Genomic DNA, 13061 nt, shown 5'->3' on the forward strand with positions numbered 1-13061 from the left:
GTCCCAGTTGCGTCTCCAGCCGCTGGACCGTCAGCGTGTCGGCCAGCGCGAAGCCGAGCCTGACACCGGCAAGGCCGAAGAACTTGCCGAAGGAACGCAGCACGACGATGCCGCCCTGCCCGACATCGCCGGCCAGGCTTTCCCCTCCCGGCCCGACATCCATGAACGCCTCGTCGACGACCAGCAGGCCGCCCTTGGCGCGAAGGTGGGCGGCAAGCTGAAGCAGTCTTTCGCGCTCGACGACGCGACCGTCCGGATTGTTGGGGTTGACGACAACGGCGAGGTCGGCCTCGGCAAGCGCTTCGACATCATCGACGTCGGCCGCCGCATGGCCGGCGATGGCGGCGGCTCGGCTGTGCTCGGCATAGGTCGGCCCGAGCACCAGCGCCTTGCCGGGCTTCACCAGCGAGGCAACGCGCGGCAGCAGGATCTGCGTGCCGGGCGCGGCCGCCACATGCGCCGTCGACGGCGCGCCATAGGCGCCGGCCGCGACCGCTCGAAGTTCGCCGAGCCGCGCCGCTTCCGGCAATCGCGACAGGGTGGTGGCGGGCAATTCGAAAATTGGATAGGAGTGCGGATTGATACCCGTCGAGAGATCGACGAAAGGCCGTGGCGCGTGAGGGAAGAGCGCGCTCGCCCGGCCAAGGGATCCGCCGTGATCCACTGCCGCAATCGCTCCATCAAGAAGCTTCATGTCGATACTGATTGCCTTCCTGTCATTGGTCATTGAGCGGGCACTCGGCTACCCGGACTGGCTGTTCGGGGCCATCGGCCATCCCGTCACCTGGTTCGGCAGGCTGATATCCTTTCTCGATCGCGCGCTCAACCGCGCCACTGATTCCGACGCTCAGCGTCGCCGCCGGGGCGTCATGGCTCTGCTGGTCATTGTTCTGGTGCCGGCGGCCATCGCTTTTGCCGTGCAGCTCCTGCTCTGGCAGATGTTTCCGGTCGGCCTCATCATCACCGCGATCCTGGCGTCGACGCTCATGTCGCAGAAGAGCCTGGCCGATCATGTCGAGGCGGTGGCCGACGCGCTCGACACCGGCGGCCTTACGCTCGGCCGCATCGCCGTCTCGCGCATCGTCGGCCGCGATCCCGAAAAGCTCGACAAGGCAGGCGTTTCCCGCGCGGCGATCGAAAGCCTGGCCGAGAATTTCTCCGACGGCATCGTCGCTCCGGCCTTCTGGACCGGGGTCTGCGGCCTGGCCGGCGGCGTCGCCTACAAGGCCGCCAACACCGCCGATTCGATGATCGGCCACCGCACGCCGCGCCATGAGGCCTTCGGCTGGGCGGCGGCGCGCTTCGACGACTGGATCAACCTGCCGGCATCGCGGCTGACAGGGCTGCTGATCGTGCTGGCTGCCTTCTTCGTCAAAGGCGCGGACCCCCGCAACGCCTGGCAGGCCATGCGGCGCGACGCGAAAAAGCACCGTTCGCCCAATGCCGGCTGGCCGGAGGCGGCGATGGCCGGCGCGTTGGGTCTCGCCCTGGCCGGCCCGCGCAGCTACAGCGGCGTGGTCGTCGAGGATGCCTACATGGGCGAAGGCGGCCGGCGCGAGGCGGAAAGCCTCGACATCAGGCAGGCGCTGAAGCTCTACCAGGTGGCCGACTGGCTGCTGATCGCGCTGTTCGGCATGCTGTCGGCGCTGTTGATCTATCTGACGATGTGATCAGAACTCGATGCCTTGCTGGGCTTTCACGCCCGCCGAGAAATGGTGCTTGGTGAGGCCCATTTCGGTGACGAGATCGGCCGCCTCGACGAGCAGCGGCTTGGCGTTTCGGCCGGTGACGATGATATGCAGGTCAGCACGGCGCGCCTTCAGCGCGGCAACGACCTTTTCCAGATCGAGATAGTCGTAGCGCAGCGCGATGTTGAGCTCGTCGAGCACGACAAGGCTGATCGACGGATCCGCCATCAGCTCCAGTGCTTTTGCCCAGGCGGCCTCGGCGGCGGCGATATCGCGCTTCAGGTCCTGCGTCTCCCAGGTGAAGCCCTCGCCCATCGCATGCCAGACGACGCGGTCGCCGAAGGCGGCGAAGGCGTCCTTCTCGCCGGTATGCCATTTGCCCTTGATGAACTGCACGACGCCGACGCGCCTGCCGTAGCCGAGCATCCTGAGCGCCAGCCCGAAGGCGGCCGTGGTCTTGCCCTTGCCCGGGCCGGTGTTGACGATCAGCAGCCCCTTCTCGATCGTCTTTGCCGCCACCTCGGCATCCTGCACAGCCTTGCGCTTGGCCATCTTGGCGCGGTGGCGCTCGGCATCCTTGTCATCGGTCTCAGTCATCTCACTTCACCTTCAGCGGCAGACCGGCCACCATCAGCAGCACCGTATTGGCGACGGCGGCGACCTGCTGGTTGAGCCGGCCGGCCGCATCGCGAAACCGCCTCGCCAGCGCATTGTCGGGCACGATGCCCAGGCCGACCTCGTTGGACACCACGAACCACGGCCCGCGCGGCCGCGATAGAACATCCACAAGCCGCCGGCATTCCGCATCGAGGTCGCGCTCGGCCAGCATATGATTGGTCAGCCACAGAGTCAGGCAGTCGATCAAGACGGGTTGGTGGTCAGGCAGCGCCTCGATCGCGGCGGCAAGATCGAGCGGCGCGTCGACCGTCGCCCAGCCCTCGCCGCGACGCGCCCGATGCAGCGCGATGCGCTCGCGCATCTCATCGTCATAGGCTTCCGCGGTGGCGATGTAAGCCCATGGCGAGGGACTCGCCGTCACCAGGGTTTCGGCATGCGCACTCTTGCCGGAGCGCGCACCGCCGATGATGAAGGTCAGTCCCCTGCGATCAGGCAAAGCTGTCGCGCAGGCTGGTGGCCGTGCCGGTGAAGCGGCCGCGCACCACGCCGACGGCAGCGCCCAGCACCAGCCAGAACACCAGGTCGGTGACCGTCACCGCCACCACGAACTGGTGATGCAGGCCTTCGGGAATCGGCGTCTCGAAGCTTTCCGGCTGCGGCGCGCCGACGATGTGCGGCGCGACGATCAGGGCCACGGCCAGGATCGCCAGCGGCAGCGACTTGCGGAAAGCGATCAGGCCGAGTCCGGCGGCGGTCGCGACCGCTGTCGCCGTCCACCAGATCTGGCGCGGCAGGAGTTCGGCGGCCGGCATCGCCGGCAGTTCCGGCGGCAGGCCGAGGCCCGGCGCCAGCGTGAACACGGCAAAGCCGGCGAGACCCCAGAACACGCCCTGGCGCCAGTTGCCGATACCACCGGCGAATTCCGAAACCGCGACCAGGATCAGCGCGAAGCCGATGCCGGTGACGATGTTGGCGACGACGTTGAAGGCGAAACGCTCGAAGCCGTCGGCCGGTGCCCAGCCCTCGTCTTCCGCTGGCGCGGCCGCTTCGGCCGGAGCCGGCGCGGAACTCATGGCATTTCCGGCCGGAGCGGCGGAGCTCATGGCGTCGCCGGTCTCGGCAGGCGCCGCGGCATGATCATGATGATGGCCGCCGCCGGCCTGTTCGTAGACTTCCGCCTTGAGGATCAGCGGCACGGTTGCATAGGCCTGCAGGCAAGCGAGAACGACGCCGGCCACGAGCCCTGCAATCGCCGCGATGAACACGACGTTGCGAAACAGGTTCATGATGTCAGGCCCTTGTCAGTGGCAGGGAAACGCCATCGAGTGGCGGTAGTCGTGAGCTGCGTTGTGGACCGCATCGAGATGCGAGAAGCCGACAAAGCCGACGACGAAAATGCCGAGCAACGCGGCCATGGCCAGCTGCATGAAGCGCGACTGCGAGGAGACGGAGGTGCCGAGGGAGACGGAAGCGGTCGTCATGTCTTGTCCTTTCGCCCTCCACCCGAGGGCATAGAATTCAACGTTTCTGTCGCCGGCAGGTCTCCTGGCTCGCGGATCAGCGCCCTTCCCCACCTTCCCGAGGATTTTCCTCAGTGGTCTTGGAGAGGACTACCGCACACAGTTGCGGGGGCAGCCACGGCATTGGACGAATTCGCCCTCACCGCATTCCCTCTTGGCTCCAAAAACGGAACCGACGACGGCAGGACTATAGGCAGAATCGTCGCGCCCGGCAAACCAAATTCCGGCGGCCACCAGCGCAAATGCGCCACCGGGCCTAGCTGTCCGACGCGGCAATCCGCTCGGCAACCAGATGCTGCAGCCGCCACAGATGGCGGTCATGGATGCCGCGCTGCTCGAGGTTCTTCACCGTGTTGTAAAGATAGTCTGCGCCCGATCCCCAGTGCCCGCAGGATGTCGCCAGCCTTTCGACCACCTCTTTTTCCTCAAGCGGGCCGGCATAGGTTGTGCCCTTGCGGTTGATGACGAAGGCCAGTGCCCGCAACGTGCCGCCGTCGCTCGAAAGGTTGAGCAGGCGCGGATGGTAGCTGGTCGGCTTCAGTGTCACTTCGCGCCGCAGAACCTTGTCGAGCTGCTGGCGCCGGTCGGCGTCGCCAAGCCTGAAGGCGACGCCCTTGCACTGCCCGCCCCGGTCCAGCGCCATCATCAGGCCAGGCTGCTCCCTGGTGCCGCGCCAGCGCGTCATCTTCATGCAGAAGGACCTGTGCCAGCCGCGCGGGACCGCAACCCGTTCCTCGACATGATCGATCTCGGGCTTCCAGATCAGCGAGCCGTAGCCGAACAGCCAGAGCGGTTCGCTGCCAGGCAGCTCAGCCTCGAGCGTGTCCAGCATCGCTTCATAGTCGGCATCGTCCAGATGCATCGCGTTGGGATCAGGCCCGCTGTCCTCGACGACGCGAAAGCAGCGCGCGACCAGCTCCTCGGTGAGCGACATTGTCCTTGGCGGCATGAACTGTCCCTGGGCACCCGACTTGTGAAGCGCCGACCTTAGGGGCGGCGATTGCGTGCCACAATGGCCACGGCGCGAGCGATTGACAAACATCCTGGCCGGGTGTCGGCTGGACCATTCAGGGAGCCGCCTATGCAGCCCAAACCGAGCGACGACCTCTACACCGGCCTGACCAGGCTTGAGCCGACCCTGCCCTCGTCGGCCTATTGGGATGCCGGGGCTTACGGTCGTGACCTCGACGCGATCTGGTACAAAAGCTGGCTGCTGGTCTGCCGCGAGGCCGACCTTGCCCAGCCGCTGGCTTTCAGGACATTCCGCGTCGGCACGCAGGAGATCGTGGTGCTGCGCGACGAGGCCGGCGAATTGCGCGCCTTCCACAACACCTGCCGGCATCGCGGCTCGCAGCTTTGCCAGGAGAGCGAGGGAAGGCTGAAGGCCAGGCTGCTGACCTGCCCCTACCACGCCTGGTCCTATTCGCTGCGCGGCGACCTCGTGCGCGTGCCGTCGAAGTCGCTGCCCGAAGGCTTCGACAAGGCCGACTATCCGCTCTATGGCGTGGCGCTGTCGGTGTGGCGCGGCTTCGTCTTCATCAACCTCGCCGGAGATGCCGCCGGCTCGGCGGAAGCCTCCTTCGACCGGGCTTCCGGCAATCTCGCCAACTGGCCGCTGGAGACGCTGGTCACCGGCCATGCGCTGCGCAAGGTGATGAACTGCAACTGGAAGATCTTTTGGGAGAACTTCAACGAGTGCCTGCATTGCCCCGGCGTCCACAAGGACCTGTCGCGGCTGGTGCCGATCTATGGCCGAGGCCTGATGGCGAGGCACGACGATCCCGAATGCGCGCGCCACGCCGACAATGACGCGCCGGAATTCTCCGGCGGCCTGCGCGCCGGCGCCGAGACCTGGTCGCGCGACGGCCACGTGCACGGTCCGGTGTTTGCCGGCCTGACGCCGGCCGAATGCGCCGCCGGCCAGACCTACGCCACGAGCCTGCCGTCGATGTTCATCGTCGGCCATGTCGACTATGTCCGCACCGTACGGCTGGTGCCGCTCGGCCCGGAGCAGACTGAACTGTCGGCCGAATGGCTGTTCCCGGCCGAAGCGCTCGCCTCGCCGGAAGCCGACATCGACAACATCGTCGCCTTCGGCAGGCAGGTGCTGGAAGAGGACGCGGCGATCTGCGAGGTCAACCAGAAGGGCCTGCGTTCGATGCGCCACAAGGCCGGCGTGCTGATGCCGGAGGAATACGACCTGCACCGTTTCCACGAATGGGTGCGCGCGCGGTATCAGGCATTTTCGCCCAAACCCTAGAGCGACTTCGGCAGACGCCGTCAGGTGACAAAGCCACGGCCGCCGCCAGCAGCCCGCCCGTGGCGAACGCTGAACCCAGGCTCGGCCACCCCTCGAACCGCCCGGAGGAAAACGGCGGGCAGATTGATGCATGCCACAGCAGTCCCGCCTTCTTTTGTCTGGTTGAACCATGATAGTCGTTTGGCATCACTGAATCGGAATGCGAGACACGATGAGCCTTCAAACGCCGGCCGAACCTGTTCAGGACACGCCGAAGCAAGGACGCATCGTCGCCATCGACATCGTGCGCGGCTTGGCCCTGCTGGCCATGGCGAGCTACCATTTCACCTGGGACCTCGAGAATTTCGGCTACACCGATCCCGGCCTCACCGCCTTCGGCTGGTGGAAGATCTACGCGCGCTGCATCGCCTCGACCTTCCTGTTCCTGGTCGGCGTCAGCCTGTTCCTCGCCCATGGAAGGAAGATCCGCTGGCCGGGCTTCTGGAAGCGCTTCGCCATGGTCGCCGTGGCGGCGCTGGCCATATCGTTGATCACCCGCATCGCCACGCCCGATGGCTTCATCTTCTTCGGCATATTGCACGAGATCGCGCTCGCCTCTCTGCTCGGCCTCGCCTTCCTGCGATTGCCCTCGCTGGTGACGATCGCCGTCGCGGCGCTTGTGATCGCCGCCCCGCTCTATCTGCGCTCGCAAGCCTTCGACCATCCGGCGCTGTGGTGGGTCGGCCTGTCGGCGACCAATCCGCGCTCCAACGACTACGTGCCGCTCTTCCCATGGTTCGGCGCCGTGCTGCTGGGCATTGCCGCGGCGAAACTTGCCTCCACGTCCGGCCTGCTCGCCCGGCTGGCGAAGCTGGCGCCCGGCCGCTGGTCGAACCCGCTGGTCTTCATCGGCCGCCACAGCCTCGCCTTCTATCTGATCCACCAGCCGCTGCTGTTCGGTTCGGTCTGGCTGTTTTCGCAGGTGATGCCGGCGGCGCCGCTGGACCAGGACGCCAGCTTCCTCAGATCCTGCCAGATATCCTGCGAGCAGCAGCGCGACAGCAAATTCTGTACGAGCTATTGTGGCTGCATGCTTGATACGCTGCAGGGCGAAGGGACGCTGGACAGGCTCTACGACGGCGACCAGACACCGGAGTTCAAGGCGCATCTCGCCGATCTCGCCGGCGCCTGCACGGCGAGCACTGACGACGCGACGGAGGGAGGACAGCAATGACCGACAGTCAGCCGAAACCCGGGCTCATCCCGTGGCCGCCGCTGATCTATGTCATTGCCATCGCCGCCAGCGTCGTGCTTGGCCTCTTCTTTCCGCTGCCGTGGATCGGCGACCTGTTGGGCGACCTTATGTTTGCCGCCGGCTGGGTGGCGCTGTTCTTCGTCGCCGCGCTCTGGTTCACGGCGATCCGCGTCATGCTGCGGGCGAGGACGACCTTCAATCCCAACGCGGTGCCCGACCATCTCGTCACTTCGGGTCCGTTCTCGATCACCCGCAACCCGATGTACCTCGCCAACACGCTGCTGTTGATCGGCGTCGCCTTCATCACCGGGATCGCCTGGTTCCTGCTGTTTGCCTTCATCGCCGCCTTCGCCACGCAGAAGCTGGCGATCGAGAAGGAGGAGAAGGTGTTGGCGGCGAAATTCGGCAAGAAATACCGCGACTACGCCAAGCGGGTGCGGCGCTGGATTTGAGCCTCGCGGGCAAGCGCCGCCAGACTTGATCGGGTCCTCGTTTACATGACCGCCCTGGTCTCCCCAGGCCTGCTTTCGAAATCGAAAAGCCTCTGGGTAGCCAATGCGGCAGCGCCACGCGCCCAGGAATCGTCGGCCCAGTCAGGCGTGATCGGCGGCGGGTTCCACATCGCATAGCGCTTCAACGCGTCGCGCATCGGCTCGAACAGATAGTCGCCGAAGCTGACCGCTTCACCGCCGCCGACGATGACCTCCGGATCAATGATGTTGCAGAAGCCGCCAAGGAACCGGCCTATGCCTTCGCCGGCTTCGCGCAGGATCTCCACGGCGGTCTCGTCACCGGCCTGGGCCGCTTCGAACATGTCATGGCGGGAGGCCTCGCCCGGCAGGCCTTTCGCTTCACGCCACCGCCTCACCAGGGCCGGCTCCGAGAAGAAGGTCTGCAGGCAGCCGCGCCGGCCGCATTCGCATTGTGGCCCGTTCGGATTGTAGATGGAGTGCCCCATCTTGCCCGCGGCACCGCTTGCGCCGTGATGCACGGCCCCGTCGATCACCACGGCGCAGCTGATGCCGGCTCCGATCGCCAACGCGCCGACCGTGCGATGATGCCGGCCGAGGCCGAACAATTGCTGCGCCAGCGCGAAAGCATTGGTGTCGTCGTCAGCCCAGACCGGCACATGCACGAGTTCGGCGAGCATGGCCGCGATTGGTACGTCGATCCAGTTGAACCGGTGGCTGAGCCGGCAAACGCCATTGTCGATGACACCTGGCACCGCGATGCCTATGCCGCTTAGCTGCGCGCCGCTCGGCGCCTTGCGGTCCGCTAGCAATTCCTTGACGGCGGCCGCGCAGGCCTCGACCGTACTTTGAGGCGACGGGTCGGGCACCGCCACCTGCCTGGAGACAAGCGGGGTCGTCGCAAGATCGGTCAGCACGCAATCGATGGCGCCGGCCTTCAGCTTGAGCCCTACGACCAGGCGGCCCGCATAATTTATACTGATCGGGATAGGCCGCCTCCCTGGCGCCCCCAGGCTGGCTTCTCCCTCGACGAGGATGTTCTCGTCCAAGAGCTCGGAGACCACGAAGGTCACCGCAGCCGGGCTCAGACCGCTGCGCGTCGCCATGTCTGCCCTGCTCATCGGTCCGTCGGCGCGGATCATGTTCAGGATCAATCGTCGGTTCATGGCGCGCGATGTCTGCTGATCACCCTTGAGTTTCATTTCTTGCCTCATTATTAATTTTGTAAATTAACTATTGACCGACTTCATATGCATACGCTACGACTTGCCCCGGTTCAATCGGAATCCGGCTGCTCTCAGGGAGGAGAAAATAGCCATGGCCATCGACGTCACGACTCTGTCCACGACAAGGCGCCGTTTCCTGAAGGGCACCGGCGCAGCCCTCGCCGCTTCCGCCGCAAGCGGGCTTTGCTTGCCGGCCCTGGCGCAGGCGCAGGAAATCACCATCATCTCCAACCTCAGCAATGTCGGGCAACGCGACATCCTGCACAGGCTGGCGGCCGAATACGAGGCGAAATCCGGCGCCAAGGTCACCATCAACAACATGGATCACGAGGCGCACAAGACCGCGATCCGCAGCTATCTCGTCGTCGGCGCCCCCGATATCTGCTTCTGGTTCTCCGGCAACCGCATGAAGGCGTTCGTCAACAAGGGCCTGTTCGACGACATCTCCGATCTGTTTGCCCGCGAGAACTACAGGAGCGTGCTCGGCGCCACGACCAGCGCCGTCACTGTCGGCGACAAGCAGTATGGCCTGCCGATGGGCGGCCTGCTCTGGGGCCTGTTCTACCGCAAGGACGTCTTTGCCGAACACAACTGGACCCCGCCGAAGACCTGGACCGACCTTCTCGCCTTCGGCGAGGCCGCGAAATCCGCTGGCATGATCCCGATGAGCATGGGCACCAAGGAGCTTTGGCCCGCAGGTGGCTGGTTCGACCACATGAACCTGCGCATCAACGGTCTCGACAAGCACATCGCGCTGATGGACGGCAAGGTCCAGTACACCGATCCGATGCTGACGCCCGTCTTCGACAAATGGAACGATCTGATCAAGGCCGGTTTCTTCTCGCCCAACCACAGTTCCTTCGGCTGGGAACAGGCAGGTGCGGCGCTGGCGCAAAAGAAGGCGGCCATGCTGGACCTCGGCGGTTTCGTCAGATCCGCCTTCCCGGAGGCCGACGTTCCGCAACTCGCCTATGCGCCGTTTCCCGAAGTCGTCCCCGGCGTCGCCCGGTATGAGGATTTCTCCGTCAACTCCATTCACGTGCCTGCCAACGCCAAGAACAAGCAAGGCGCGCGCGACTTCCTCGCCTATTTCTACAAGCCGGAGAACCTGGGCGCCTTCCTCGCCGCCGAGGGAGCCATCCCGCCGCGCAACGACTGCCCGCCCAGCAAGGATCCGCTGGTCAACGCCGCGGTCGAGGAACTGAAGAAGGTGGTCGGCACGTCGCAATATTACGATCGCGACACGGATCCGGACATGGCCCAGGAAGGCATGACCGGGCTCCAGGAATTCATGGTCAAGCCCGAACGGCGCGAGCAGATCCTCGAGCGGCTGGAAAAGACCCGCAAGAGAATCTTCGGTTAGTCCTCCCGGACCTGACGGGCCGCCGCCTCTCCCGGCGGTCCCGTCTCTCTTTTGGATGAATTCCCATGCCCCGCTTCTGGCGCAGAAATCGTCATTGGATGACACCGGCACTTCTCCTTCTGCCGCCGGGTCTCATCCTGTTCAGCCTGGTGATTCTTGCCGCCTCCTTCGAGACGGTCTGGATTTCGCTGCACGACTGGGACGGTATCGGCGCGAAGACCTGGGTCGGCCTCGCCAACTATGTCGAGCTGGCCGAAGACCCGCAATTCTACGTCTCGCTCAAGAACAATATCATCTGGCTGCTGATCTTCATGCTGGCGCCGCCGATCGGCCTCGCGCTGGCGCTGATCGTCAACCAGCAGATCGGCGGCATGCGCATCCTGAAATCGCTGTTCTTTGTCCCGCTGGTGCTGGCCACGGTGACCGTGGGCGTCGTTTTCGGTTGGGTCTACGATCCGACCTATGGTTTGCTGCAATTGATCTTCGGCCTGTTCGGCGGCACCGCGCCGGCGCTGCTTTCCGACGAGAATTTCGCCACCTTCGCGGTGGCCACCGCCGGTCTGTGGCCGCAGATCGCCTTCTGCATGGTGCTGTTCCTGGCCGGCCTGAACAACCTCAACGAGGACCTGATCGGCGCCGGACGCGTCGACGGCGCGCGCGGCTGGCGCATGCTGCGCCATGTGGTCCTGCCGCAACTGTCGCAGGTCGGCTTCATCGCCATCGCGGTCACGGTGATCGGCGCGCTGCGCTCCTTCGACATGGTCGCGGTCATGACCACCGGCGGCCCGTATGGCTCGTCGACGGTGCTCGCCTACCAGATGTACGAGGAATCGATCTTTTCCTATCGCTTCGGCTACGGCGCAGCGATCGCCACGGTTCTCTTCGCCATCATGATCGTCTTCATCGCCTGGTACCTGCGAGGCCTCATCAAGGCCGAACGGAGCAATGCCTGATGTATCCCCGCCCGATCCCTGAAGACGCCAAGCTCCAGCGTGCGCTCTATGTCGGCGGCGTGACCCTGGTCGTCGCGCTGTGGCTGTTGCCGCTCTTCGCCGTGATGCTGACGTCGATCCGCTCCAACGAAGAGCTGATGGCGGGCAACTATTGGGGCTGGCCGCAGAAATTCAGCCTGATCGAGAATTACACGGCGGTCTTCGAACAGACCGCGATGCTGCGCTTCTTCCTCAACAGCCTGCTGATCACCGTTCCCTCGGTGATCGGCGTGCTGATCCTGTCGACGTTGACCGGCTTCGTCCTGTCCCGCTATCCGTTCCGCGGTTCAAACCTCATTTTCGCATTGTTTGTCGGCGGCAATTTTCTGCCGGCCCAGATCATGATGATCCCGGTGCGTGATCTGATGGTGAGGCTCGGCCTCTACGACACCGTCTACGCCCTGATCGTCTTCCACATCGCCTTCCAGACCGGCTTTGCGACGCTTTTCATGCGCAACTTCATCGCCGCCTTGCCCGGCGAATTGTTCCAGGCCGCGCGCGCCGAAGGGGCTTCGCCCTTCCAGGTGCTGCGTCATGTGGTGGTTCCGCTGGTGCGGCCCGCACTGGCGGCGCTCGCCATCCTCACCTTCACCTTCATCTGGAACGACTATTTCTGGGCGATCGTGCTGACCCAGAGCGACGCGGTCAAACCCGTAACTGCCGGGCTCAACAATCTGCGCGGCGAGTGGACGTCGGCCTGGAACATCATTTCGGCGGCAACGATCTTCGTCGCCCTGCCGCCGGTCGTCATGTTCTTCCTGATGCAGAAGCACTTCATCAGCGGCCTCACCATGGGGGCGGTCAAGGGATGATCTTCGCTTCAGGATTTCAGGTCGGACCATACGGACGCAACCGGCAGACACGGAAAGGCGCCTCGCGATGAGCAGCGTGGAATTGCGCAAGGTCGACAAGCACTACGCCGGCTATCATGCCCTGAAGGCGATCGACCTGAAGATCGAAAAGGGCGAATTCGTCGTCATGGTCGGGCCTTCGGGCTGCGGAAAGTCGACCTTGCTGAAGACAATCGCCGGGCTTGAGACCATCAATTCCGGCCAGGTCGTGATCAACGGCCACGATGTCACCCGGGAAGAACCCGGCGATCGCGGCATCGCCATGGTGTTCCAGTCCTACGCGCTTTACCCGCACATGACCGTGGCGGAAAACATGGGCTTCGGCTTGCGGATGGCGAAGCGGCCAAAGGCGGAGATCGATGCCGCCGTCAAGCGCGCCGCCAAAATCCTTCGCCTTGAGGAGCAGCTCGACAAACGACCCAAGCAATTGTCCGGCGGGCAGCGCCAGCGTGTCGCGATCGGCCGCGCCATCACCCGCTCGCCGGAGGTGTTTCTGTTCGACGAACCGCTGTCGAACCTCGACGCAGCGCTGCGTACGCAGATGCGGGTGGAGCTTTCGAGCCTGCATGCCCAGCTCGGCTCCACCATGGTCTACGTCACCCACGACCAGATCGAAGCCATGACCATGGCGGACCGGATCGTGGTGCTGAACAAAGGGCAGGTCGAGCAGGTCGGCTCCCCTCTCGAGCTCTACGCCAACCCGGCCAACATCTTCGTCGCCGGCTTTCTCGGCGCGCCGCGCATGAACTTCATCGAAGCGCGGGTGGAAACCGTCGGCGCGGCCAGCCTGACGCTGACGGCGGCGGGAATGCCGGCATTTGCCTTCGGCGACATTGATC

The 13061-nt window shown here is 64.8% G+C and carries 15 protein-coding genes and 1 riboswitch; of the genes, 8 read left to right on the top strand and 7 right to left on the bottom strand.

Going from position 1 to position 13061, the window contains the following annotated elements:
- A partial coding sequence (locus EN738_RS19420) for an aminotransferase class I/II-fold pyridoxal phosphate-dependent enzyme (RefSeq protein ID WP_127285115.1) occupies nt 1–694 on the bottom strand: 694 nt, incomplete at its 3' end.
- Between EN738_RS19420 and cbiB the strand changes: the two genes are divergently transcribed.
- Nucleotides 693–1670 (top strand): adenosylcobinamide-phosphate synthase CbiB, encoded by a 978-nt coding sequence (gene cbiB, locus EN738_RS19425; protein ID WP_127285116.1) that lies wholly within the window; start codon nt 693–695, stop codon nt 1668–1670. The genes EN738_RS19420 and cbiB overlap by 2 nt on opposite strands.
- On the opposite strand, the gene cobO is transcribed toward cbiB, so the two are convergent.
- From cobO to EN738_RS19450, 5 genes are all read right to left on the bottom strand, one after another.
- Nucleotides 1671–2285, bottom strand: a complete 615-nt coding sequence (cobO, locus tag EN738_RS19430) for a cob(I)yrinic acid a,c-diamide adenosyltransferase (protein WP_127285117.1) — start codon at nt 2283–2285, stop codon at nt 1671–1673.
- 1 nt (nt 2286) lies between these two features.
- A complete protein-coding gene (gene cobU / locus EN738_RS19435; RefSeq protein ID WP_127285118.1) occupies nt 2287–2802 on the bottom strand; it encodes a bifunctional adenosylcobinamide kinase/adenosylcobinamide-phosphate guanylyltransferase in 516 nt (171 codons plus the stop codon).
- Nucleotides 2795–3592 carry a CbtA family protein gene (locus EN738_RS19440; protein WP_127285119.1) on the bottom strand — a complete coding sequence of 266 codons (798 nt, stop codon included), beginning with the start codon at nt 3590–3592 and terminating at the stop codon, nt 2795–2797. Before EN738_RS19440 ends, cobU begins: the two co-directional genes overlap by 8 nt.
- 15 nt (nt 3593–3607) lie before the next feature.
- Entirely contained in the window at nt 3608–3787 is a 180-nt protein-coding gene (locus EN738_RS19445) for a CbtB domain-containing protein (protein ID WP_126054052.1), read from the bottom strand.
- A gap of 36 nt (nt 3788–3823) precedes the next feature.
- A riboswitch (cobalamin riboswitch) is annotated at nt 3824–4018 on the bottom strand.
- Nucleotides 4019–4082: 64 nt separating this feature from the next.
- On the bottom strand, nt 4083–4775 hold the full coding sequence (locus tag EN738_RS19450; RefSeq protein ID WP_127285120.1) for a gamma-glutamylcyclotransferase: 693 nt from the start codon (nt 4773–4775) through the stop codon (nt 4083–4085).
- Nucleotides 4776–4907: 132 nt separating this feature from the next.
- Between EN738_RS19450 and EN738_RS19455 the strand changes: the two genes are divergently transcribed.
- The 3 genes from EN738_RS19455 to EN738_RS19465 all read left to right on the top strand — a co-directional run bounded on the left by EN738_RS19455 (nt 4908) and on the right by EN738_RS19465 (nt 7772).
- Complete coding sequence (locus EN738_RS19455; RefSeq protein WP_127285121.1) at nt 4908–6086, top strand: aromatic ring-hydroxylating dioxygenase subunit alpha; 1179 nt, start codon at nt 4908–4910, stop codon at nt 6084–6086.
- A 211-nt stretch (nt 6087–6297) separates the two neighbouring features.
- Nucleotides 6298–7299: a DUF1624 domain-containing protein gene (locus EN738_RS19460; protein ID WP_127285122.1), complete on the top strand. Its 1002-nt coding sequence runs from the start codon at nt 6298–6300 to the stop codon at nt 7297–7299.
- Complete coding sequence (locus tag EN738_RS19465; protein ID WP_127285123.1) at nt 7296–7772, top strand: isoprenylcysteine carboxylmethyltransferase family protein; 477 nt, start codon at nt 7296–7298, stop codon at nt 7770–7772. Before EN738_RS19460 ends, EN738_RS19465 begins: the two co-directional genes overlap by 4 nt.
- 41 nt (nt 7773–7813) lie before the next feature.
- Here the strand turns inward: EN738_RS19465 and EN738_RS19470 are convergent, their stop codons facing one another.
- Nucleotides 7814–8992, bottom strand: a complete 1179-nt coding sequence (locus tag EN738_RS19470) for an ROK family transcriptional regulator (RefSeq protein ID WP_127285124.1) — start codon at nt 8990–8992, stop codon at nt 7814–7816.
- Nucleotides 8993–9107: 115 nt separating this feature from the next.
- On the opposite strand from EN738_RS19470, the gene EN738_RS19475 reads away from it, so the two are divergent.
- The 4 genes from EN738_RS19475 to EN738_RS19490 form a co-directional block, all read left to right on the top strand.
- The gene (locus tag EN738_RS19475) at nt 9108–10379 is read left to right on the top strand and encodes an ABC transporter substrate-binding protein (protein WP_127285125.1); all 1272 of its coding nucleotides are present in this window, start codon (nt 9108–9110) and stop codon (nt 10377–10379) included.
- Between the two features lie 65 nt (nt 10380–10444).
- Entirely contained in the window at nt 10445–11332 is an 888-nt protein-coding gene (locus EN738_RS19480; RefSeq protein WP_127285126.1) for a sugar ABC transporter permease, read from the top strand.
- A complete protein-coding gene (locus EN738_RS19485; RefSeq protein WP_127285127.1) occupies nt 11332–12183 on the top strand; it encodes a carbohydrate ABC transporter permease in 852 nt (283 codons plus the stop codon). The genes EN738_RS19480 and EN738_RS19485 overlap by 1 nt, the downstream gene beginning before the upstream one ends.
- Before the next feature lie 67 nt (nt 12184–12250).
- The coding region (locus EN738_RS19490; RefSeq protein ID WP_145966881.1) for an ABC transporter ATP-binding protein at nt 12251–13061 on the top strand (811 nt) is incomplete at its 3' end.

Origin of the sequence: Mesorhizobium sp. M4B.F.Ca.ET.017.02.2.1 (assembly GCF_003998955.1) — a bacterium.
GTDB classification, from domain to species: domain Bacteria; phylum Pseudomonadota; class Alphaproteobacteria; order Rhizobiales; family Rhizobiaceae; genus Mesorhizobium; species Mesorhizobium abyssinicae.

What these genes read in the sequence shown, in the direction of transcription:
- cbiB (WP_127285116.1), top strand. Translation starts at nt 693, where the DNA reads ATGTCGATACTGATTGCCTTCCTGTCATTGGTCATTGAGCGGGCACTC.
- cobO (WP_127285117.1), bottom strand. Translation starts at nt 2,285, where the DNA reads ATGACTGAGACCGATGACAAGGATGCCGAGCGCCACCGCGCCAAGATG.
- EN738_RS19440 (WP_127285119.1), bottom strand. Translation starts at nt 3,592, where the DNA reads ATGAACCTGTTTCGCAACGTCGTGTTCATCGCGGCGATTGCAGGGCTC.
- EN738_RS19445 (WP_126054052.1), bottom strand. Translation starts at nt 3,787, where the DNA reads ATGACGACCGCTTCCGTCTCCCTCGGCACCTCCGTCTCCTCGCAGTCG.
- EN738_RS19450 (WP_127285120.1), bottom strand. Translation starts at nt 4,775, where the DNA reads ATGCCGCCAAGGACAATGTCGCTCACCGAGGAGCTGGTCGCGCGCTGC.
- EN738_RS19455 (WP_127285121.1), top strand. Translation starts at nt 4,908, where the DNA reads ATGCAGCCCAAACCGAGCGACGACCTCTACACCGGCCTGACCAGGCTT.
- EN738_RS19460 (WP_127285122.1), top strand. Translation starts at nt 6,298, where the DNA reads ATGAGCCTTCAAACGCCGGCCGAACCTGTTCAGGACACGCCGAAGCAA.
- EN738_RS19465 (WP_127285123.1), top strand. Translation starts at nt 7,296, where the DNA reads ATGACCGACAGTCAGCCGAAACCCGGGCTCATCCCGTGGCCGCCGCTG.
- EN738_RS19470 (WP_127285124.1), bottom strand. Translation starts at nt 8,992, where the DNA reads ATGAAACTCAAGGGTGATCAGCAGACATCGCGCGCCATGAACCGACGA.
- EN738_RS19475 (WP_127285125.1), top strand. Translation starts at nt 9,108, where the DNA reads ATGGCCATCGACGTCACGACTCTGTCCACGACAAGGCGCCGTTTCCTG.
- EN738_RS19480 (WP_127285126.1), top strand. Translation starts at nt 10,445, where the DNA reads ATGCCCCGCTTCTGGCGCAGAAATCGTCATTGGATGACACCGGCACTT.
- EN738_RS19485 (WP_127285127.1), top strand. Translation starts at nt 11,332, where the DNA reads ATGTATCCCCGCCCGATCCCTGAAGACGCCAAGCTCCAGCGTGCGCTC.